23 protein-coding genes and 1 riboswitch are annotated in these 21,038 nt (G+C 28.0%); of the genes, 12 read left to right on the top strand and 11 right to left on the bottom strand.

Annotation, left to right across the window (positions count from 1 at the left end):
- Positions 1 to 76: 76 nt before the first annotated feature.
- Positions 77 to 249: riboswitch (cobalamin riboswitch) on the bottom strand.
- A 99-nt stretch (positions 250 to 348) separates the two neighbouring features.
- From C7380_RS07040 to C7380_RS06995, 10 genes are all read left to right on the top strand, one after another.
- The gene (locus C7380_RS07040) at positions 349 to 1,104 is read left to right on the top strand and encodes a class I SAM-dependent methyltransferase (RefSeq protein ID WP_109604790.1); all 756 of its coding nucleotides are present in this window, start codon (positions 349 to 351) and stop codon (positions 1,102 to 1,104) included.
- 149 nt (positions 1,105 to 1,253) lie between these two features.
- On the top strand, positions 1,254 to 1,982 hold the full coding sequence (locus C7380_RS07035) for a GntR family transcriptional regulator (protein ID WP_109604789.1): 729 nt from the start codon (positions 1,254 to 1,256) through the stop codon (positions 1,980 to 1,982).
- An 87-nt stretch (positions 1,983 to 2,069) separates the two neighbouring features.
- Positions 2,070 to 3,236: an SIS domain-containing protein gene (locus C7380_RS07030; protein ID WP_158274829.1), complete on the top strand. Its 1,167-nt coding sequence runs from the start codon at positions 2,070 to 2,072 to the stop codon at positions 3,234 to 3,236.
- Between the two features lie 28 nt (positions 3,237 to 3,264).
- Positions 3,265 to 3,744: a PTS galactosamine transporter subunit IIB gene (gene agaB, locus C7380_RS07025; RefSeq protein ID WP_109604787.1), complete on the top strand. Its 480-nt coding sequence runs from the start codon at positions 3,265 to 3,267 to the stop codon at positions 3,742 to 3,744.
- A gap of 17 nt (positions 3,745 to 3,761) precedes the next feature.
- Positions 3,762 to 4,529: a PTS N-acetylgalactosamine transporter subunit IIC gene (gene agaW, locus C7380_RS07020; RefSeq protein ID WP_109604786.1), complete on the top strand. Its 768-nt coding sequence runs from the start codon at positions 3,762 to 3,764 to the stop codon at positions 4,527 to 4,529.
- Positions 4,519 to 5,334, top strand: a complete 816-nt coding sequence (locus C7380_RS07015) for a PTS system mannose/fructose/sorbose family transporter subunit IID (protein WP_109604785.1) — start codon at positions 4,519 to 4,521, stop codon at positions 5,332 to 5,334. The genes agaW and C7380_RS07015 overlap by 11 nt, the downstream gene beginning before the upstream one ends.
- A gap of 13 nt (positions 5,335 to 5,347) precedes the next feature.
- Positions 5,348 to 5,770, top strand: a complete 423-nt coding sequence (locus C7380_RS07010; RefSeq protein ID WP_158274828.1) for a PTS sugar transporter subunit IIA — start codon at positions 5,348 to 5,350, stop codon at positions 5,768 to 5,770.
- A 43-nt stretch (positions 5,771 to 5,813) separates the two neighbouring features.
- A complete protein-coding gene (gatY, locus tag C7380_RS07005) occupies positions 5,814 to 6,662 on the top strand; it encodes a tagatose-bisphosphate aldolase subunit GatY (protein ID WP_109604783.1) in 849 nt (282 codons plus the stop codon).
- 15 nt (positions 6,663 to 6,677) lie between these two features.
- Positions 6,678 to 7,601 carry a 1-phosphofructokinase family hexose kinase gene (locus C7380_RS07000; RefSeq protein WP_158274827.1) on the top strand — a complete coding sequence of 308 codons (924 nt, stop codon included), beginning with the start codon at positions 6,678 to 6,680 and terminating at the stop codon, positions 7,599 to 7,601.
- A gap of 159 nt (positions 7,602 to 7,760) precedes the next feature.
- Entirely contained in the window at positions 7,761 to 8,609 is an 849-nt protein-coding gene (locus C7380_RS06995) for a patatin-like phospholipase family protein (protein ID WP_206050550.1), read from the top strand.
- Between the two features lie 111 nt (positions 8,610 to 8,720).
- Here the strand turns inward: C7380_RS06995 and trpA are convergent, their stop codons facing one another.
- From trpA to C7380_RS06945, 10 genes are read right to left on the bottom strand one after another with little or no spacing between them, the layout of a single operon-like run.
- Positions 8,721 to 9,446, bottom strand: a complete 726-nt coding sequence (gene trpA / locus C7380_RS06990) for a tryptophan synthase subunit alpha (protein ID WP_109604781.1) — start codon at positions 9,444 to 9,446, stop codon at positions 8,721 to 8,723.
- Positions 9,443 to 10,597: an iron-containing alcohol dehydrogenase gene (locus C7380_RS06985; RefSeq protein ID WP_109604780.1), complete on the bottom strand. Its 1,155-nt coding sequence runs from the start codon at positions 10,595 to 10,597 to the stop codon at positions 9,443 to 9,445. Before C7380_RS06985 ends, trpA begins: the two co-directional genes overlap by 4 nt.
- A 14-nt stretch (positions 10,598 to 10,611) precedes the next feature.
- Positions 10,612 to 11,388 (bottom strand): BtpA/SgcQ family protein, encoded by a 777-nt coding sequence (locus C7380_RS06980; RefSeq protein WP_109604779.1) that lies wholly within the window; start codon positions 11,386 to 11,388, stop codon positions 10,612 to 10,614.
- Positions 11,375 to 12,148: a nucleoside phosphorylase gene (locus C7380_RS06975; RefSeq protein WP_109604778.1), complete on the bottom strand. Its 774-nt coding sequence runs from the start codon at positions 12,146 to 12,148 to the stop codon at positions 11,375 to 11,377. Before C7380_RS06975 ends, C7380_RS06980 begins: the two co-directional genes overlap by 14 nt.
- A 2-nt stretch (positions 12,149 to 12,150) precedes the next feature.
- A complete protein-coding gene (locus C7380_RS06970) occupies positions 12,151 to 13,104 on the bottom strand; it encodes a carbohydrate kinase family protein (RefSeq protein WP_109604777.1) in 954 nt (317 codons plus the stop codon).
- Positions 13,101 to 13,667 (bottom strand): cysteine hydrolase family protein, encoded by a 567-nt coding sequence (locus C7380_RS06965; RefSeq protein ID WP_109604776.1) that lies wholly within the window; start codon positions 13,665 to 13,667, stop codon positions 13,101 to 13,103. The genes C7380_RS06970 and C7380_RS06965 overlap by 4 nt, the downstream gene beginning before the upstream one ends.
- Positions 13,660 to 14,565, bottom strand: coding sequence for an ABC transporter permease (locus C7380_RS06960; RefSeq protein ID WP_109604775.1), 906 nt, complete (start codon positions 14,563 to 14,565; stop codon positions 13,660 to 13,662). The genes C7380_RS06965 and C7380_RS06960 overlap by 8 nt, the downstream gene beginning before the upstream one ends.
- Before the next feature lie 2 nt (positions 14,566 to 14,567).
- Positions 14,568 to 15,602 (bottom strand): ABC transporter permease, encoded by a 1,035-nt coding sequence (locus C7380_RS06955; RefSeq protein ID WP_109604774.1) that lies wholly within the window; start codon positions 15,600 to 15,602, stop codon positions 14,568 to 14,570.
- On the bottom strand, positions 15,583 to 17,121 hold the full coding sequence (locus C7380_RS06950) for an ABC transporter ATP-binding protein (RefSeq protein WP_109604773.1): 1,539 nt from the start codon (positions 17,119 to 17,121) through the stop codon (positions 15,583 to 15,585). Before C7380_RS06950 ends, C7380_RS06955 begins: the two co-directional genes overlap by 20 nt.
- 18 nt (positions 17,122 to 17,139) lie before the next feature.
- Entirely contained in the window at positions 17,140 to 18,153 is a 1,014-nt protein-coding gene (locus C7380_RS06945; protein WP_109604772.1) for a BMP family lipoprotein, read from the bottom strand.
- A 218-nt stretch (positions 18,154 to 18,371) separates the two neighbouring features.
- Here C7380_RS06945 and C7380_RS06940 point away from each other — a divergent pair, with 218 nt between their 5' ends.
- Entirely contained in the window at positions 18,372 to 19,469 is a 1,098-nt protein-coding gene (locus tag C7380_RS06940; RefSeq protein ID WP_158274824.1) for a MupG family TIM beta-alpha barrel fold protein, read from the top strand.
- Positions 19,453 to 20,196 carry a GntR family transcriptional regulator gene (locus C7380_RS06935; RefSeq protein WP_158274823.1) on the top strand — a complete coding sequence of 248 codons (744 nt, stop codon included), beginning with the start codon at positions 19,453 to 19,455 and terminating at the stop codon, positions 20,194 to 20,196. Before C7380_RS06940 ends, C7380_RS06935 begins: the two co-directional genes overlap by 17 nt.
- Positions 20,197 to 20,228: 32 nt before the next feature.
- Here the strand turns inward: C7380_RS06935 and C7380_RS06930 are convergent, their stop codons facing one another.
- Entirely contained in the window at positions 20,229 to 21,002 is a 774-nt protein-coding gene (locus C7380_RS06930; protein WP_109604769.1) for a TIGR00266 family protein, read from the bottom strand.
- Positions 21,003 to 21,038: the final 36 nt, after the last annotated feature.

Raw genomic sequence — 21,038 nt, 5'->3', positions numbered from 1 at the left:
GTAAAAAATACTATGGGTTTATATATTATATATATTTATATATAAAAACTCACAGTATTTGTCCTCCCGAAAAATACTTGTTATATTTTATTGGGTAAGTCTCCTGACTTAGCTTCATCCTTAAATGATCCTTCCCAGAAAAATCCAGTGGTTAATTCATTTTAGTCAGCATCACAGTAGCGGGGGCTGTATGGGATTTACACCCATTTCCTCGTTATGCCTTTTGGCACCCAATAAAGTTATTAAATTTTATAAATGATACCATACATTGAAATAAATGACAAACTTCAAAATTTGATATATGTTATAATTTTTTTATAAAATTCTAAGTTTAAGAGAGGTTGTAAGATGAAATCATGGATTTATTATGATAGGATAGCAAATAAGTATGATACACAGTATGATAATTATTATTGGATGTTGTTTAATGAAATAACTAAAAAGCTTGTAGAAAAATATATAAAAGAAGAATATCATATTCTTGATCTTGGTGCTGGAACTGGTTATTGGACATATTGGTTGTCTGAGAGAGTTGAAAGTGTATATGCTCTTGAACCATCAGAAAAAATGCTTGAAATATGTAAAGATAAGACTAAAAACTTTAAAAACATTAAATATATTAAAGCTTTGGCAGAAGATATGCCTTTTGATGATGAAAGTTTTGATATAATTAATGCACAAGGTGATGTTTTAAGTTATGTTGAAGATCTTGATAAAGTTCTTTTAGAAATAAAAAGAGTTTTAAAAAATGATGGTATTTTGATCGCTTCTGTTGATAGTTTTTATTCTTTTATGTCTCAAATAATTTCTCAAGGGGATTTTTTAGCTTTGAATTATTTATATGATAAAAAGAAAGCTAATATAGGATCTGAAGATGGTATTTTTACGTCAAGGGCTTTTTCAGCGGAAGATATAGAAGAAATATGTAAGAAATATGGTTTTGAAAAGATTGAATTAGCTGGTAAGGTTATTTGTGATGATTGTGATGAAAATATTATTGAAAAGAATTTTGACCAACTTTTAAACAATGAATTGAAGATCTGCCATGATCCATATTTTATAGGTGAAGCAGAACATATTCATTTTGTAATAAGAAAAAAGTAATTTATAATAACTTAAAGATATTAAAAGAAAAATGATAAAAAAAGTATTTAAATACTAATAATACCTTTTTTTTAAAATTGACGTTTATCATATTTTTTGTTATTATAAAAAAGAGTGGTAATTACCACATGATAAGTGGAGGGAATTTAATGAATAAAATAGATAAAAAAAGTAGAATTCCATTGTATTATCAATTGATGGATATAATAGTAGAAAAAATAGATTCTGGCATTTATAAAGAGAATGATAAAATCCCTTCTGAAAGAGAGTTGTGTGATTATTATCAGGTTAGTAGGTCTACTGTTAGAAAGACTTTGTTAGAACTTGAAAAAGATGGATATATCTATATTGAACATGGTAAAGGAACTTTTGTATCACCTAAAAGGTTTAAACAAGATTTACTCAAATTTTATAGTTTTAGTGAAGAGATGAAAAAAATAGGTAAAAAGCCATCTTCTAAAGTTATAGAATTTAATATAATAAATTGCAATGAAAAAATATCAAAAAAAATGAATATTGATATTGGAGATAATATTTATAAATTTATAAGGCTTAGACTTGCAAATGATGAGCCTATGATGATAGAAACAACGTATGTTCCTTATAATAGATTTCCTGGAATAACAAAAGAAGATCTCGAGAATTCACAAATGTACGATATTTTTATGCAAAGATTTAAAGCTAAATTTAATAAAGCAGAAGAAGTTTTTCAACCAGTTTATATAAGAGAAGAAGAAGCTAAATATTTAGAAGTTAATAGAGATATTAATGGTATGAAAATTGAGAGAATAACTTATGAAAACAATAATATTATTGAATACACTACCAGTATAGCAAGAGGAGATAAGTTTAAATTCCATGTAGTTCTTGAAAAATAAATAAGTTTTTATGCTTATTTATTTTTTAAAAGAAACTGGTAATAACAACATGATGACATAATGATTATGATTGGAGAGGTGGATATTATGAAAGAATTTTTTGGAAATTGTATAAATGAATCAGAAAGTGGTTTTATTACTGCAGAAGAAATTAGTCAACAGCCTTTTTTATGGGAACAGGTTTTAGAAATATTTATTGATAAAAAAGAAGATTTTAAAAAATATTTATTTAATAAATTAGAAGATAAAGATTTAAGAATAATATTTACAGGTGCTGGTACATCAGCTTATATAGGAGAGGTATTAGTTCCATATTTATTATATAAAAAGAATATTTTTAGTGAATATATACCAACAACTGATTTGGTTACAAGTCCTGAAAAATATTTATTGAGAGAAAAATCTACTTTATTGATTTCTTTTGGTAGATCTGGTAATAGTCCAGAAAGTATTGCTGCTATAGATATTGCAGAGAGTTATATTGATGATTTATTCAACATTATAATTACCTGTAATAATGAAGGAGAACTTTATAAAAGGTTTAAAAACAGTGAAAAAGATTTAACTATATTGATGCCTGAAAAGTCAAATGATAGAGGCTTTGCTATGACTGGAAGTTTTAGTTCAATGCTTTTATCAGCAATGATTTTATTCGATATTGATAATTTTGAATTATATAAGAAAGATATTAATTTAATATCTAAAAGAGCTGAAAAAATAATTGAAGAAGATTATAAGAAAATAAAAAATATTTGTAATTTTAAATCGAATAGGGTTGTTTTTCTTGGATCTGATATTTTGAAAGGTTTTATTCGTGAGACTAGATTGAAGGTTTTGGAGTTAACTTCTGGACAAAAAGAAAGTTCTTTTGAAACTTTTTTAGGATTTAGACATGGCCCTAAGTCTATTTTGAACGAAGAAACAGATATATTTTTTTATTTGAATGTAGATGATTTTACTAATAAGTATGAAATTGATTTAATTGATGAAATAAAGTCTCAAAATAATTATAAAAATATTCTTATTTGTGATCCTAAGGGGTTTAAAAATATTAAGGATTATACAGAATTTTATTTTGATTTTTCTGATATTTATGAGGATCTGAATATTAAAGAACTTATTTATTTTGATTATTTAGTTTTAGCTCAAATATATGCTTTTATTTCTTCTGTATTGTTAGAGATTAATCCCGATAACCCTTCTCCAAATGGTCAGGTGAATAGGGTGGTTAAGGGAGTAAAAATTTATAAATAAAAATATTTATCTTAGGGAGGATTTAGACATGGGAGAACCAAATATTCTTTTAACACGTATTGATAACAGACTTATTCATGGCCAAGTTGCAGTTACTTGGAGTAATCATCTTGGAACAAATTTGATTTTAGTTGCAAATGATGAAGTTTCAAAGGATCAAGTTCAACAAAGTCTTATGGATATGGCGGCACCAGAAAATGTTCAAACGAGGTATTTTTCTATTCAAAAATGTATAGATATTATTCACAAAGCTGCACCACATCAAAAAATTTTTATAGTTGTTAGAACGCCTGAAGATGTTTTGAAACTTGTTGAAGGTGGAGTTCCTTTAAAAAAGGTTAATATTGGAAATATGCATTTTTCTGAGGGAAAAAAACAGATTACTTCTACTGTTTCAGTAGATGAGAATGATTTGAATGTTTTTAAAAAACTTACGGATAAAAATATTGAATGTATTATACAAAGAGTTCCAGATGAAATTGGTAAAGATATAAAAAAATTTTTTTAATTAAAGGGGGGATTTGAATGTTTTTACAGGCTTTACTTATTGCTATATGGGCAGGTATAGCGGGTATTGATTTGTTTAATGGGTTGACTCATATTCATAGACCAGTTGTTACTGGGCTTGTTGTTGGTTTGATTTTAGGAGATGTCACTACTGGTATTATTGCTGGGGCAACTTTGGAATTAGTTTGGATGGGGATGGTTCCATTAGCTGGAGCTCAACCACCTAATGTTGTTATTGGTGGAGTTATAGGAACTTCTATAGCTATTTTGGCAAATCAAGATCCAAATGTTGCAATAGGGATAGCAGTTCCTTTTGCAGTGGCTGCTCAAGCTATGGTTACACTTTTGTTTACTATTATGTCTCCGGTTATGCATAAGGCGGATGAATATGCGGAAAAGACAAATTTGAAAGGAATAGAAAAAATAAATTATTTAGCTATTTTGGGATTATTTTTATTTTATGCTGTAATAGCCTTTTTACCTGTTTATTTAGGAGCAGAATCCGCTCAAACTATAGTTGAGGCTCTTCCAACATGGCTTATTGAAGGTTTAGGCGTTGCGGGTGGAATGATGCCAGCTATAGGATTTGCAATGCTTTTGAAGATAATGTTGAAAAAAGAACAGGTTGGTTTTCTTATTTTAGGTTTTATTTTAGTAACTTATTTAAAACTTCCTATTTTAGCTGTAGCACTCATAGGAGTTTCAATAGCAATGTATGATTATTTTAATCAAAAAAATAAACCTAATAAAGAAGAAAAAAAGGAGGAATATGCAGATGGAATCTAATTTATATGAAGATAGAAGTAAAGAAAAAGTAATTACAAAGAGAGATTTGGATAAGATGGCATGGAGATCTTTATTGCTTCAAGCATCTTTTAATTATGAAAGAATGCAGGCTTGTGGTTGGTTATATTCATTATTGCCTGGTTTGAAAAAAATTCATAAAAATAAAAATGATTTATCGAAGTCTATGAAAATGCATATGGAATTTTTTAATACACATCCTTTTTTAGTAACTTTTATAATGGGAATTGTTATAGCTATGGAAGAGGCTAAAGAAAGTATAGATACTATAAGAAATATTAAAATAGCAACTATGGGACCTTTGGGAGGAATAGGAGATGCATTGTTTTGGTTGACTCTTTTACCTATCGCAGCAGGTGTTGGAGCTTCTATATCTTTAGAGGGTAGTATTGCTGGACCTTTTGTGTTTTTACTTATTTTTAATATAGTACATTTTGCTTTGAGATTTGGTCTTATGAGATATGGGTATAATACTGGAGTTAGTGCTATAACTAAGCTTAAAGAAAATACAAAGTTAATTTCAAGGGCAGCAGGAATATTAGGGCTTTTAGTTGTTGGAGGATTAATTGCTTCATATATTAATTTTAATCTTACAGCTGTTATACATGCTGGAAAAGCTACAGTTGATGTTCAAAAGGATTTACTTGATAAAATAATGCCAAATATTTTACCTCTTGGTTATACATTGATAATGTATAAACTTTTAAAAAAGGGAAGATCACCTATTTTGTTGATAGGAATAACTGTTTTGATAGGAATATTGGGTCATTTAATAGGTATAGTATAGGAAGTGATTTATTTTGATAGGAATTATTTTAGCAAGTCATGGTAATTTTGCAAATGGTATTTTATCTTCTGCAGAAATGATAATTGGTAAACAGAAATATGTGGATATTGTTAATTTTGTAGATGGAGAAAATTTAGATGATTTAGATAAAAAAATTCATAGTTCTATAACTAAGTTTAGAGATTTAGATGACATTTTTATACTTTGTGATATTGCTGGAGGATCTCCTTTTAAACAAAGTTCTATAATATCTTTGAAATATAATAATGTAAAGGTTGTTGGTGGTATTAATTTGCCAATACTACTTGAGATTTTTATGAATAGAATGTCTTCTGTTGATGAAAATTTAAGTATTATGAAAAAAGAATTTCCAAATACTTTAAAAGAGTTTAATTTAAAAAATAATAAAAATAACTTTGTAGAGAAGGGTATTTGAATGAATCAAAAAATATTAATTTTTTGAAAATGGAGGAGAAAATATGATTTCATCTAAAGAAGTACTCGAGAAAGCAAGGAATGAAAATTATGCTGTTCCAGCATTTAATATACATAATCTTGAAAATTTTCAAGTTGTTGTAGAATCATCTGCAGAATTGAGATCTCCTGTTATTATTGCGGCCACTCCTGGTACTGTGAAGTATGCTGGTGCTGAGTTTTTGATTAAAATGGCTGAAGCTTCTATTCAAAAGTATAAAATTCCGATTATTTTACATTTGGATCATTTTGTAGATAAAGAAGAAATTAAGAGTTTGATAAGGCTTGGATTTGGTTCAGTTATGATAGATGCTTCTATGGAAGAATATGAAAAAAATATAATTATATCTCATGAAGTATCTGATTATGCTCACAATTTTAATGCCACTGTAGAGGCAGAACTTGGAAAACTTGGTGGTAGAGAAGAGCATATTGAAGTTAAAGATGATGAAGTTTTTTTGACGAACCCTGATTATGTTTGTGATTTTATAAATAGAACTAATATAGATTCATTGGCTGTAGCAATTGGAACTGCACATGGTTTGTATAAAAATAAGCCTAAACTTGATTTTGAAAGATTAAAAACAATAAATAAGAAAGTGAATATTCCATTGGTTCTCCATGGAGCATCAGATCTTCCAGATGATGATGTTATTAAATGTATTGAGTATGGAATAAATAAAGTTAATATAGCAACGGAATTGAAAGTACCTTTTTCTAAAGCCGTTAGAAAATATTTAGTTGATCATCCAGATGAAAGTGATCCAAGAAATTATATGACTCCTGGTAAAGAAGCTATGAGAGATATAGTTATTAAAAAGATAAAGCTTTGTGGAAGTGAAGGAAAATTTTAAAAGAGGTGAATTTATTTGCTTTTAACTGTTACTCTGAATCCTTCAATTGATAGAAGTTATTATGTAGAAGGTTTTAATAAAAACGGGGTTTATAGAACAAAGTATGAAAAAATAACTTCTGGTGGTAAAGGTCTTAATGTTTCAAGAGTTCTAAAAAAGCTTGATATGGATGTGATGGCTACAGGTTTTTTGGGAGGAAAATCTGGAGAATATATAAAAGATGAACTCGATAGATTATCTATAATTAATGATTTTGTAAATATTGATGGAGAAACAAGAAATTGTATAGCTATATTATCTGATGACGGGTCTCATACGGAGATTTTGGAGAAAGGACCTGTTATAACTGAAGAATATTTTTATTTGTTTTTAAAGAAATTTGAGAATATTTTGGAGCAAAATTCAGATATAAAGTTTGTCAGTGTTTCTGGAAGTATTCCTCAAGGTTTGAAAGATAATGTTTATAAAAGATTGATAATGTATTCTAATAAATTTGATATTAAAATAATTTTAGATTCAAGTGGAGAGTATTTGAAAAATGGTATTGAAGCAAAGCCTTTTCTTATAAAACCTAATTTAGATGAAATTAATAGTTTGTTAAATAAAAATTTAAATCAAAAAAATTTTATTGAAGAGATTGAAAATCTTGAATTGGAAAATATTATAGTATCACTTGGTGAAGATGGAGCGATTGCCAAACTCAAAAATAATTTTTATAGGATTATGATTCCAAAGATCAATGTTATTAATCCAGTTGGATCTGGTGATTCTATGATTGCTGGTTTTATGATTGGCTATGAAAAGGATTATGATGATATTAGATTATTAAAATTTGCAACAGCTTGTGGAATGTCTAATGCCATTACTAAAACTACTGGTGATATTGATTTGAATTTTTTGAAAGATATTATAAATAAGATAGAAATAAAAAACGTTTAATTTATTTGATGTATTATATCATCTTCTATTATTTTGATTGGTAGAAGATGATATTTTTTTGAATTTTTATAGGTATACTTAGGTATATATAATATATATTTATTTTAACATATATATTATAAAATTTAATTATAATAATTATTGGGGGAGTGAATTTTTTTGATTGGTATTGTAGATGTTGGTGGTGGAATGAGAGGAATTTATTCTGCTGGTGTATATGATTATTTGATTGAAAGAAATATTGACTTTGATTATTGTCTTGGAGTTTCTGCTGGAAGTGCTAATCTCATGTCATATGTAGCAAAACAAAAAGGAAGGAATTATCCTTTTTATTATGAATATGCTTTTCGTAAAGAATATATGAGTTTTCATAATTGGCTTAGAAAAGGTTCTTTTTTTGATTTTGATTATATATATTCGAATTTATCTAATGAAGGTGGAGAAAATCCAGTTGATTATGATTCGTTTAAAGAATCTAAATCTGAATATGTGGTTGTTGCAACTGAAGCAAATACAGGAAAAGCTCGTTATTTTAATAAATCTGATGTTAGTCGCAATAATTATGATATACTTAAGGCTTCATGTTGTGTTCCAACTGTTTGTAAACCTTATATTGTTAAGGGTGTTCCTTATTATGATGGTGGAATTGCTGAACCTGTTCCATTTAAAAAAGCTTTTAAAGATGGATGTGACAGAGTTGTGGTAGTTTTAACAAGACCGAGAGATTATATTAAAGGAAAGCAAAGTCATATGTCTCTCATAAAACATAGTTTGAGGAAATATCCAGAAACTTTTAAGAAAATAGAACAAAGAAATGAAAAATATAATGAAGCAGTTGAAGAACTCAAAAAAATGGAAAAAACTGGAGAGGTTTTGATTGTTGATCCGAAAGAATGTTTTGGAATAACAACTTTAAAAAAAGAAAAAATAGCTTCTAAAAAACTTTATGAATTGGGATATTCTGATGGAGAGAAAGTTGAGAAGTATCTTAAAAATTTTGAAAAATAAGTGTGCATAATTTTATGCACACTTTTTTAGACTATATATAGTATATATGAATTGATTAAACTATAAATAAACTATATTTTTAAATTAATAGACTGTAATAGATTACAAAGATTATTTTATATAATTTTTCCATGTTTTTATCATGTTTTCTATATCTTCAAAGGTTTCTTTTTTTAATAAAGAACTTCCGACAAATGCTGCATCGGCACCGGCATCATTTACCATTTTAAAATCTTCTTTTTCTGATATTCCTACTCCGCAGTATATTGATTGTTTGATTCCTTTTTTTCTTAAGTATTTTATTACTTCATTAAGTGTTTCATAATTTTCTTTGAAACCTTTTTTCCCTGGTTTAGCTTGTAAATAGACAAAGCCATTTGAGTTTAATGCATTTTGTACTTCTAAATCATCGAGATGATATTGTACATATGTTGATATTTTTAATCCTTTTTTTATTAATTCATTTTTTGTTTTTTCATCTTTATTTCCAACAAATATGATATCTTCAATTCCTGTTTCTTTGCATTTGTTTATGAATTTGTCCACACCGTATTCAATGATTGTATGTTCATAAGCTAAGATTAACATACCTACATTTTTGTATTTATTTCTCAATATTTGTATGTTTTCAAAGTATTTTTCATAGTTTGAACAGTTTTCATAGGCTTTTTTCATTCTATTTCCTATGAATTCGCTATCAAGAAAAGGATTATTTGTTGGAAGATCTATTTCTAATATGTCACAACCAGAATTTACATATACTTCTGCTCTTTTTAAACTTTCTTCTATATTTGGATATCCAAAAGATAAGTATCCTATAAATTTACAATTACTCATTTTTTTCCTCCATAATAAGCTTTTAATATTAATTTTTTCATCATATCAAAATCTGGAATTATTGGATTTGTTTTTGTACATCCATCATTTATTGACATTTGAGTTATTTCGTCTATTTGATTTTCAAATTTTTCATCATTTTTTATGTATTCTTTTAAATTTTTGGGGATATTCATTTTATCATTTAATTTTTTGACTTCTTCAAGAATACTTGTATAGTTTAATTTTTTTGCCAATGATTCATATTTTTCTTTAGCTTTTTCATCTTGCATATTGAATTCTATTATATAAGGTAATAGTATTGCATTTCCAAGCCCGTGTGGAACGCCATAAAGGCTTCCTATTGTATGAGATATACTATGCACTATTCCAAGAGATACATTTGTAAAAGCCATTCCAGCTATACATGATCCAAGGTGCATCATTCCTCTTGATTCAGGGTTTGGATTATTGTATGATTCATACATATTTTCAAATATCACTTCTATAGCTTTTTCAGAGAGAACATCGCTTAAGAAATTAGCTCTTTTTGAAACATAAGATTCTATAGCATGAGTTAATGCATCCATTCCTGTAAATGCAGCTACAGATTTTGGCATGCTCATGACCATTTCTGGGTCAAGTATTACTATGTCAGCTATTAATTGCATATCACTTACACCGCATTTTTTATGTGTATTTGGATCTGAAATTACTACTGAACGACTTACTTCACTTGCTGTTCCACTTGTTGTTGGAATAGCGGCTATTATAGCTTTGTTTCTCATTTTTGGTAAATTATTATGTAATGCTGTAAATTTTTCTATTGTGTCTACTTCTGGATGTTCATATAATACCCACATAGATTTTGCAGCATCCATTGCCGAACCTCCACCTATTGTTACTATTAAATCAGGTTGAAATTCTAACATTTTTTTTGCCCCAGATTTAACTATATCAAAATCTGGATCTGGGTTTATTATTTCATCAAAGATTTTTACTTCAAATCCAGCTTCTAAAAGATATCTTTCTATTTTATTTAGTGAATCGCTATTTATTAAAAAATCTGCCGGTACTATATAAGCTTTTTTTCCTTTTAATGTTTTTAAATGTTCTAGAGAATTTTCACCGAACATTAATTGTTCTCCACCAAATTTCATTGGACGCATCATTTTTTGTTCCTCCTTTATTTTTTTATTATTTTCATCAATTCATTTACTTTTTCTAAATCTATTTTGTTTTCTGTTTTTAGACTTGTTCCAACTATAGCTCCATGAGCATATTTGAATTGTTCTTTTGCATTTTGGTTATTGAATCCACTTCCTATTATCACAGGGGATTTTATAGCATTTCTAACTCTTTTTATTGATTCTAGAGGTGTTTCGCCACCAGTATGAGAACCAGTTACTATTACAGCATCAGCACCACAACTTATTGCCATGTTTGCCGATCCTTCAATTGACTGTTCGGTTATTCTTGAAGTATATTTTACTTGTATATCTGCAAATATTTTTATATTTTCAGCATTTAACATTTTTCTATATTTTATAGCTTTATCACATACTGGTTTTATTATTCCTATAAATGAGTCTACTGTGTCTACGAATACTGGTATTCTAACGAAATCAGCATCAATAGCTTTTGCTATCGATAAAGCACTTTTATAATCGTTGAAAGCTGCATCTATACCTATAGGTATTTTAGTTTTAGATTTTATTACTGCAGAAACTGCTGATAAAGCTACAGATTGAGATAAATCAAGTGTTTCACTGTATGGCATATCTGCAAAGTTTTCTATCATTATTGCATTAACTCCGCCATTTTGTAATGCTAAAGCATCTTCAATACCTTTTTTATATATTTCTGGCATATTGTTTTTAAAATTTGCAGTTCCAGGTAGAGCATCTAAATGAACCATTCCTATTACAAAATTTCCATTTTTTAATTCTTCAAACCAATTCATTTTTTTCCTCCTCAATTTTTGCATATTTTACTATACCATTTAATACAACGTTTATTAGATCATCTTCGGCTTTTGTTCTTTCTTCGCCTTTTAAAAAGTCATTTAAGTTTTCTAATACTGTTGTCATAGTAACTATACAGCCTTTTATTCCCATTAAATTTGTTAGAGTTAATATTACACTTGATTCCATATCTATACCACTTATATTGTATTTTTTTAGATTTTCAAATGTTTTATTTACATTATTTTTCATCTTGTTTGATAGTTTAGATTCTTTCATTTGTGAGTAAAAACCATCCATGCTACATATTATTCCATTGTTATATTCAAGACCATATTCTTTTGAACTTTCATTCATTATTTCAACTAATTCATATGAAGCACATGAAGGATATGTTTTCGGTGCATATGTTGGGCTCGTTCCATCTTCTTTCATTACAGCAGAAGGTATTAATAATTTTCCCAATAAATCATCTTTTAAGCCCATTATTGTTCCAACTCTAACAGCAACTTCCATTCCACAGTTATACATTTCTTCTATTGCTATTGCAGCTGAAGGTGCACCTATACCAGTTGATGTAGCAGTTATTTTTATACCTTTGTAAAATCCTGTATAAGTTAAATATTCTCTATTTGAAGCTATTTTTTTACAATTATCTAATTTTGTAACTATTTTTTCTACTCTTCCTGGATCTCCGCATAAAACTACATATTTTGATATCTCTTCCGGGCTTACTTGTAAGTATAATGTTTTTTCCATGTTCAACCTCCATAATATTCTGTTAATCTTTTTTCAAGTCTTTTTTTGTCAGGAATATTTTCAAGACATCCTTTTTTTTCTATGATGAAAGAGGATATTGTAGATCCTATTTGAGCACATTTTTCATATTTTTCACCATTTAAAAATCCAAATATAAATCCTGCCATATAAGCATCTCCAGCACCAGTTGTGTCTAAAACATTGTTTGTTTTTATTATGTCAACTGAACTTTTTTTTATTTCATCATTTTCTAAATATATTATTTCTGCAGGTTTATTACCATGAGTTATTACGGCACATTTTAATTTTTTTGAGTCTTTAAATAGATTTTCTATTTTGCTTAGTTCACATATTTTTTCTATTTCTATTTTTTCGCTACCATTCATGAATATTATGCTTGAGTTATGTATTATTTTTTTTAAAAGGTCATGATCAAATGCATCAAAATCACATTTCATACCAAATATTATTGGAATATTATTTTTTATAGCTAATTCAGCAGCTCTTTTATTGTAATTAAATTCTCCGACGGTTATTACGAGATATGAGGCTTTTTTTATGAGCATTTCATCTATTTTTACTTTATAATCACTATCCATAGCTCCCTTATAAAATAGAGTTATATGATTTCCTTGAGGATCTTCTATTAAAAGTGATCCAGATGTATTCACGTTTTTAATTCTTTCTATTCCATCAAGATTTACATTTCTTTCTTCTAAAAAATTTTTAAATCCGGATGTTTCAAAATCATCTCCTACTCTCATCAGTGGTAAGGCTGTTTTTCCAAGGACAGATAATATTGTTGCTATGTTTACATTGCAACCACCCATATATACTCTTGAATAATCACCATTTTTTATTATCGTTGTTTTATGAAATTGAGGGGAATCATTTATATATATTATTCTGTCTAAACTTGGATATCCACAAGCGAGTATATCTATATTATTTGTCATATTTCACCTCTTTCAAGAAATTCTAAGGCTTTTTCTTTATTTATTACATGACCAAAATATTTATCTATATCTTTAAGATTTATTTCATGTGATAGTTGATCTTTTGATGAAACACAGTCTTCTATTACGTATGGAGTATAATCTAAATAATATGCATCATGAACTGTAGCTCTTATGCAATTATTTGTTTTTACACCTGTTATTAATAATTCTTTTATATTGTTTTCTCTTAGTATGAGATCTAAATCTGTTGAAAAAAATGCACTGTATCTTCTTTTAAATACTGTGTAATCTGATTTAAAGTTGAAATCTAAATCCTCAACTATTTCATCTCCACCAGTATTTTGTACACATATTGGTTCGAAATTTATAAGACTTTTATCAAATTTGTTTTCTCTATAAGAATGTCGAATGAAAATTATTAGACAGTTATTTTTTCTTGCAGATTTTATTATTTCATTTATATTGGGGATTATTTTTTTGTATGATTCATGGTATGCTTTTCCATTTTCATCACAAAAATCTTTTAGCATATCAACTATTATTAATGCTTTTTTAGTCATTTGTTATCCCCCTTTTGATCTTATTTTTTTTATTTTTGATACCTATAAAAGTTAATATTATTATTACAAATATAAATGGTATTGTTTGTATTAATGACCCAGGTACATCGAATATTTGTAATGAGATTTGGAATGTTTCTCCTAAACCAAATATAAAACTGAATAAATATGTACCAAGTGCAGTTCCTTTTCCACTGAATATTGCAGCAAGTGCAATGAATCCTCTTTCAGCAGTCATTTTTTCGACGAATAAATTTAAACTTTCTAAAGATAAATTTACTCCAGCTAATGCACAGTATAAGGAACTTAATAATACTGATATATATCTTATTTTGTTTACTTTTATTCCAACGGCTTTTGCGGCGTTTTCATTTTCACCAACTACCCTTATATGTAATCCTATTTTTGTATGTTTTAAGGTTATATAAGTTATCAATAACAATAAAAATGATACATAAACTATTGGTGTATGATTATTGAATATATCAGATATTATAGGTATTTTATTGAGTATTGGTACATCTATTGGATCGAGACCTATTATTTTATCTGAAGATAATATTCCCCTTATTCCAAACCATTGTTGAAGCCAAAAAGCTGTTATTCCATATGCAGTCATATTTACTGCAAGTCCAACTATGATAAAGTTTCCTTTTAAGGTTATTCCAAAGAATGAGAATATTAAACCTATTATTAAAGAAACTCCAAAAGCAGCCATTATTGCGAGTAAAGGACTTCCTGTGAAATAACTTGTAACAACACCCATAAAGGCTGCCATCAACATCATTCCTTCAAGAGCTATGTTTAAAACACCTGCTTTATGTGTAAAAAGTCCTCCTAAAGCTGCAAGAGCTATCGGAGTTGTAACTCTTATTGCTGTATGTAATATCTCCATCATTTTCACCTGCTCTTAATTTTTTTGAATCTTTTAACGGTGAAGTCAACCGCAAGGAAGAATATTATTAGACCTTGTATTACAGATATTATGGTTCTTGGAACATCTGCTAATAGTTCCATTTGAGCACCACCACTATAAAGTCCTCCAAAAAATATAGAAGAGAATATAACTCCTATTGGATTATTATTACTTAATAGTGATATTGTTAAACCATCCCATCCAAGCCCACTTGAGAATCCAGCAATAAATCTTTTATATGTTCCCAAAACTTCCATTGCTCCAGCAAGTCCACCAAGTGCTCCAGATAATGTTATTATGTATATTGTTTTTTTTGCTGTTTGCATTCCACATGATTCTGAAAAATTTACGTTTTTTCCCATTGATTCTATATCATAACCAAATGTAGATTTTTTAAACATTATATATATTAATATTGCAAATATTAAAGACAAAAATAATCCATAATGTACCATTGAACTGTCAAATATTTTTGGGATTACAGCAGATTTTTCTACCATTTCAGTTGCTGAAAATCCAGCATCTTTAGCTTTAAAAGGGAAAGATGCGAGATAGGTTGTTCCAAGTATTGCAACATAGTTTAACATTATTGAAGTAACCATCTCATTTACATCTAAAATCCCTTTTAAAATTCCAGGTATCATTGCAAATAAACCACCCGTTATCATACCTATTAAAAGAGCTATAGGTATATGTATATATGGTGGAAGACCGTGAAAATAAATTCCGGCAAGTGATGAACAAAATCCACCTATATATAAAGCTCCTTCAACTCCCATGTAAAATAGATTTGCTTTGAAAGCTATTGCTGTTGCTGTACCAGTTAAAATTAATGGTGTTGCATAGTATAATGTTGATAAAAAAGCTCTACCACTTCCAAAAGCACCTATGAAGAGATTATAAAAAGCTGATATTGGATTTATATTTGATATTAAAAGTATTATGCTTCCAACGAGAAAAGCAAGCAAGATTGGAATTATAAACTTCATTATATTGAATTTAAATATTTTTTTCATCATTATGATTCACTTCCTCGCTTAGTCCTGACATCATTAATCCTATTTTTTCTTTTGTGGCTTCTTTTGAGTTTAGTTCTCCTATTATTTTTCCTTTATACATTACTATAATTCTGTCACTTAAGTTCATTATTTCAGATAATTCAGAAGAAAATAATAAAATTCCCATACCCTTTTTTTTGCAGTTCATTATTTCTGAGTGAATGAATTCTATGGAACCAACATCTACTCCTCTTGTTGGTTGACTTACTATTAAAAGTTCTGGATTTTGACTTAATTCTCTTGCTATTATTATTTTTTGAGCGTTTCCACCTGATAAACAACTCACATTATCTTCAATTGAGTTAGTTCTTATATCGAATTTTTCTTTTAAAGTTTCACAGTGCTTTTTTATATCATTCCAATTAAAAATATGTAGTTTTGGTGAAGAATAAGAGTAATGATATCCGGCAATCATATTTTTATATATCGGCATATCAGAACATAAGCCATCTACGTATCTATCTTCTGGAATTATTCCTATTTTATGATTTCTTATTTTTCTCGGATCTTCACATGTTATTTCTTTATTTTTAAAAGTTATTTTTCCATTTGAGCATTTTATTATTCCAGATAGTATTCCGAGTAATTCTGTTTGTCCATTACCCTCAACACCAGCAATTCCAACTATTTCACCTTTTTTTACTTGTATGTTTATATTTTCAAGAAGAGATCTTGTTTTATTTTTTAATGAAACATTTTCAATAGAATATATATTTTCTCCTATTTCACTTTTAACCTTATCAACCTTTAAAATTACCTCTCTACCAACCATCATTTTTGCAATATCTTCTATACTTACTTCAGAAGTCTTTGCTTTTCCAACTATTTTACCTTTTCTTAAAACTGTTATATTGTCTGAAAAATCTTTAACTTCATTTAATTTATGAGTTATTATTATTATTGTTTTTCCTTTTTTTTGAAGTTTTTTTAAGTTGTTCAGCAATTCTATTACTTCTTGTGGAGTTAGTACGGCAGTTGGTTCATCGAGTATTAATATTTCAGCATTTTGGTATAATATTTTTAATATTTCAACTTTTTGTTTTTCACCTACAGAAAGGTCTTTAATTTTAGTATCTGCTGAGAATGAATAACCATATTCATCTATTAAATTTTGAACAAGTTTTTTTTCTTTTTCAAAATTTATGAACATTTTATTTTTTGTTATTTCATTTCCAAGAAAAATATTTTCAAAGATTGATAAACTTTCAACTAATTTAAAATGTTGATGAACCATTCCTATTCCATGTTTTATAGCATCTTTTGGATTTTTTATATTTATTTCTTTTCCTTTTATGAATATTTTTCCAAAAGAAGGAGTGTATAATCCATAAAGCATATTCATTAAGGTGGTTTTCCCCGCTCCGTTTTCACCAACGAGAGCGTGGAAATCACCTTTATATATTTCAAGGTCAATATCTTTATTTGCAAAAAAATCTCCAAATTGTTTTGTGAGTTTTTGGGTATTTATTATCATTTCCATTGAGAAACACCTCTTAAATTATTTTGCTGTAATATCTGTAACCTTTATTTTATTATTTATTATATCTTGTTTTATTTCTTCTAATCTTTCAAGATATTTTGCTGGAATATCATCTTTTGTATACTTCATTTCTGTTAAAGAAACACCTTTTTGTGCGAGTGCAGGGGTCATAACAGTATTATTTTGAAGTTTCCCATCTACAAGTTGTTTTATTATTTCATATATAGATAAATCTACTCTTTTTAGCATACTTGTTAAAATTGTTCCTGGTTTTAAATAATCTTGATCTGTGTCAACACCTATAGCATAAACATTTTTGTTTTCAGCTTCTTCGAAAACTCCTATACCAGTTCCACCAGCAACAGAATATATGATATCTACTCCATTATTTATTTGTGATGAAGCTATTTCTTTACCCTTATTAGGATCTCCGAAACTATTTGCATATCCTACTACTACTTGTATATCTTTATCTATGTATTTTGCCCCTTCTCTATATCCAACTAAAAATTTATCTATTCCAGGTGATTGAATTCCACCAATGAAACCTATTTTTTTGTCTGAATTTATTCTTGAAATTGATGTATCTGTAGTCATTAAAGCTGCAAGAGCACCAGCAAGGAAAGAACCTTCATGTTCTCCGAAAACTACCGATACAACATTTGGAACATCTACAACTTGATTGAATATTGCAAAGTGTGTGTCTTTATATTTAGGTGCAACTTCTTTTAAAACATCACCATGAGCATATTCCATTGTAATTATTAAATCGTATCCAGCTTGAGCTAAATCATTTAAGAATTTTTCGCCTTCGGCAGCATCTTTTGGTTCAATTACTTTTGTTTCTATGTCCATACCTTCTTTTGCTTTGACTAATCCTTGATAACCACTGTCATTCCATGATTTGTCTCCGAGTCCCCCTTGGCTTGTTATCATAGCCACTTTTATGCCATCTTTCTCGTCGCTTTTTTCACATGATACTAATAAAAATAACATTAACACGGATAATAAAATGAAAAAAACTTTCTTCATAAAATTCCCTCCTCATAAGGATAAATCTTTAATGATTTTGTTTTATAAAGTTTTTAAATATTTAAAATAAAAAACTTACAATTAGATTATAACGTTATAATGTTTAAAAACAAAATAGCATTTTTTCAAATAATAACCTTTTATGGCTAATTAATAAAAAAGAAATAGGTATATTAATAAAATTTGAAAAAATGCTTAAAAATGAGGTGGAAAATAAAATGATAGAGTTTGGAGTTGCATTGTATCCTGATGATATTAGTATATCACATGATATAAAATATTTGGAAATGGTTAGAAAATATAATTTTTCAGAACTTTTTTTATGTTTATTTTCTGCAGAAAATCTTGAGAATTCTAAGAGAATTATAAATATAGCAAAAGAAATGGGTTTTTTTATAACAGCAGATATACATTTCGATGTTTTTAAAGACCATGGACTTAATTATGAAGATATTTCTTTCATCAAAGAAATTGGTTTGGATGCTATTAGATTAGATAAAGGTTTTAGTGGTTTTGAAGAAGCTATGATGACTTATAATGATTTTGGTATATTTATTGATTTGAATATAAGTAGTGATTATAATATAGTTGAAAAAGTTTTAAATTATAGACCAAGAAAAAGTTTTTTAAGGGCGTCACATAATTATTATCCAAAAGATTTTACTGGATTGTCAGAAGAATATTATATTAAAAGTACTTCTTTTGCAAAACTGAATGGGTTAAAAACTTCTGGGTTTATTTTTTCACAAAATGGAGATTTTTCAATAAAATCATCTATTTCTAAGACACCTATGCTTGAAATGCATAGAAATTTTGATATAGTAACTCAGGCTAAACATTTAATAAATATGGAATTAAGTGATAAAATTATAATAGGAAATTGTTATGCAAAAGAAGATGAAATAAAAAAATTATCAGAACTTGAAGAATCTATTTTAAGCTTTGATATAATACCGATGAAAGGAATAAGTGATAAAGAAAAGGAGTATTTAGAATTTCCATTGTATACTTGTCGTGGAGATAATTCTGTTTATACTATAAGAACTTTAGAAGCGAGGAAGAAGATTAAAAATATATGTGTTAAAAATAATTCTTATGATATAAACAGAGGTGATATTTTTATAGATAATGAGAATTCTGAAGGTTATGAAGGAGAACTTTCTATAGCTTTGAAAAATATTAAAAATAATGGAAATATGAATGTATTGGCAAGAGTTAAAGAAGAAGAAATTTTTATGTTAAAATATTTAGATTCTTGGAAAAAATTTAATTTTAATTTTATGAAAGGGAATGGAGATTATGATAGGAATAGATAAGAATTCTGGGGTACCTTTATATAAGCAAGTTATGGATGATTTAGAGAGAAAGATAATAAATGGAGTTTATAAGATTGGTGAATTGATACCACCAGAACCAGAGTTGATGAGTGCTTATAATGTTAGTAGGATTACCATAAGGCGAGCAATTGATGATCTTTCTAAAAAGGGTTATCTTGATAAAAGACCTGGTAAAGGTACATTTGTTATAAATAAACATATAAGTATGGGAACACAAGAAAAAATAAAACTTAAAAGTTTTTCTCAAAAAATGAGAGATATGAATATAGAGCTTCATACTAAAATTTTGTCTTTTAAAAGAGTAAAAGTAGATATCAAATCTTTTGATAAAGCAATTCCAACTAATTCTCATTATTATCTTTTGAAAAGACAAAGAAGTATTAACAAAGAGATAATCATGGAATTTGATACATATGTATCTTGTAAATACGATTTGGAGGATTTACTTGAGAATCCAAAGTCTATAGTTTCTTTGTATGAAATTTTTAATGATAGAAATATAGTTTTGAGAAGATCTGTTGATTATATGGAGGCAATTTTAGGCAAAGATTTGCCAGATATGTCATTTGAAATAGAGGATAATATTCCTTTGCTAAAAAAAACAAGAGTTTCATATGATGTTGATGGGGATATGGTTGAATATACAGAAATTTATTATAAGCCTTCTAAATATATATACAGTAATGAATATATCTATATAGAATAAAAACTTAAATAGCTTAAGCTATTTAAGTTTTTTTAATATTCTCTATCTCCACCAAAAAATCCACCTATTATGTCTCCAGCAACAGTTCCAGAATTTCTTTGTTCGCCTCTATTTGAATATCCTGAAGCAGCGACTATTCTATCTGCAAGTCTTGAAAAAGGCAAGCTTTGAAGATATACAGTTCCAGGTCCAGAGAGTTTTGCAAGAAACATACCTTCCCCACCAAATAATGCATTTTTAAATCCACCAATAAATTCTATATCATAATGGATTGAATTTGAAAATCCTACTATACATCCAGTATCGACTTTTAATATTTCTCCAGCATTTAATTGTTTTTCTACTAAAGCCCCACCTGCATGTATAAAAGCCATTCCATGTCCTTGTAACCTTTGAAGTATGAATCCTTCACCACCGAATAGACCCGTACCTATTTTTTTTGTTAATTCTATTTCTATTTCAATACCATTTGCAGCACATAAGAAACTATCTTTTTGACATATAAAAGTACCATTGAAATCTGTAAGATTTAAAGGAACTATTTTTCCAGGATAAGGGGCTCCAAAAGCTACATGACCTTTTCCAGAACCATTTTGTACGAAGTTGGTTATGAAAAAACTTTCGCCTGTAAACATTCTTTTTAAACCTCTAAATAATCCTCCTCCTGTGTTTGTTTGCATCATTATATCATTTTCCATATACATCATTGCACCCGCTTCTGCTCTTACTCCTTCACCAGGATCGAGTTCTATTTCTACGAGTTGCATATCATCTCCAACTATCTTATAGTCTATAATATCAGCCATTTTAATCCCTCCTAATTATCTTTTATAAAATTATAC

It is taken from the genome of Oceanotoga teriensis, assembly GCF_003148465.1.
Taxonomy (GTDB): Bacteria; Thermotogota; Thermotogae; order Petrotogales; family Petrotogaceae; genus Oceanotoga; species Oceanotoga teriensis.
The sequence above is the reverse complement of the archived record's forward strand: the minus strand, read 5'-3'. Positions and strand labels throughout refer to the sequence as shown.